Raw genomic sequence first — 1,557 nt, 5'->3', positions numbered from 1 at the left:
GACCACGCCGGCGAACTGACGGCCAACATCGACCGCAACACGTGGATCGGCATGAGCGTTCAGCGCGCCATCGAAAACGTGCAAAGCCGCCTGCAAGACGGCTTGGCCGTGTTGGCGACCGTGGGTTCGACCGCTCCCTTCGTCGGCCTGTTCGGGACGGTGTGGGGCATTCTGAATGCGCTGACCGCCATCGGTATCGCTGGTCAGGCATCGATCGACAAGGTCGCAGGCCCCGTGGGCGAGTCGCTGCTGATGACGGCCATTGGCCTGGCTGTCGCTGTGCCGGCCGTGTTGGGCTACAACTGGCTGGTGCGTCGCAACAAGGTCACGATGGAATCCGTGCGCAGCTTCGGCGCTGACCTTCACGGCGTGCTGCTGGGTAGCCGCGCCTCGGTGCGCTGATTCAACTGCGTATTAGGACAGAGGACAGGAGCGCCCTATGGCCATGAATGTCGGAGCCGGAGACGGCGACGATGATGAAGTGGTAGCTAGCATCAACACCACCCCGTTGGTGGACGTGATGCTTGTGCTGCTCATCATCTTTCTCATCACCGTGCCCGTTGTGACGCAGAACGCCGCAGTGTCTCTTCCCAAAGAGACCAACATCGTTCGCCAGACCAAGCCTGAGAACATCGAGATTTCCGTCACCAAGGACGGCGATGTTTTCTGGAATGCTCAGGCGGTCGCAGACAACGATGCACTCGTCGAAAGGCTGAAGAAGATTGCAGTGATCGTGCCRCAACCCGAGATCCACATTCGCGGCGACGAGAAGTCGCGCTACGAATCCGTGGGCAGGGTGGTTTTCGCTTGCCAGCGCGCTGGCATCCAGAAGATCAGCTTCGTCACCGAACCCCCGCCGCGCGGCTAACCAGGAGCCCACACCATGGGAATGAATGTAGGCTCAAGCAGTGGCGGCGAACCGGATGTGATGGTCGAGATGAACACCACGCCGCTGATCGACGTGATGCTGGTGTTGCTGATCATGCTGATCATCACCATCCCGATCCAGTTGCACTCGGTCAATCTCAACATGCCGAGTGGTAATCCGCCTCCACCGACGGCTCCGCCAGTCGTTGTCACCATCGACATTGACTTCGACGGCACCGTTCTCTGGAACGGTGAAATCGTTCCAGACCGTCCTGCGCTGGAGGCGCGGCTGGCTAATACGGCAGCCATGCCGGATCAGCCCGAAGTACACCTCCGGCCTAACAAGCTCGTTGAGTACAAGGCCGTAGCCATGGTCATGGCAAGCGCGCAGCGCTTGGGCGTGACCAAGCTTGGCATGGTTGGTAACGAGCAATTCGTGAAGTGATCATCAGGATGAAGAGTCAAGCAGTCAAACTGGTCCTCGCCGCTTCGCTGGCACTGGGTGCGGTGGCGGCGGGAGCCCAAGAGGGCTTGCGCCCTGATGTCGGCAAGCCACTGCAAGCCGCACAGGAACTGATCAAGGCGCAGAAATTCAAGGAAGCACTGGCGAAGGTGCGTGACGCCGAAGCGGTGCCGAATCGAACTGCAAACGAGACCTTCTTGATCGAGCGCATGCGCATCGCTGCAGCG

The 1,557-nt window shown here is 60.2% G+C and carries 3 protein-coding genes and 1 pseudogene; all 4 read left to right on the top strand.

Features of this window, described 5'->3' with window-relative positions:
* On the top strand, positions 1-402 hold a 402-nt coding region (locus AC1DYS_RS32215), incomplete at its 5' end, for a MotA/TolQ/ExbB proton channel family protein (RefSeq protein ID WP_477906168.1).
* Positions 403-439: 37 nt separating this feature from the next.
* The gene (locus AC1DYS_RS32210) at positions 440-868 is read left to right on the top strand and encodes an ExbD/TolR family protein (protein WP_047495246.1); all 429 of its coding nucleotides are present in this window, start codon (positions 440-442) and stop codon (positions 866-868) included.
* Between the two features lie 15 nt (positions 869-883).
* Complete coding sequence (locus AC1DYS_RS32205) at positions 884-1,312, top strand: ExbD/TolR family protein (RefSeq protein WP_477906166.1); 429 nt, start codon at positions 884-886, stop codon at positions 1,310-1,312.
* A pseudogene (locus tag AC1DYS_RS32200) lies at positions 1,309-1,557 on the top strand (tetratricopeptide repeat protein); the annotation flags it as partial. The gene AC1DYS_RS32205 and the pseudogene AC1DYS_RS32200, both read left to right, overlap by 4 nt.

The sequence above is a fragment of the Rhizobacter sp. P2_G4 genome, assembly GCF_056403575.1.
Note: the sequence above shows the minus strand (reverse complement) of the source record. Positions and strands in the feature narration are given on the sequence as shown.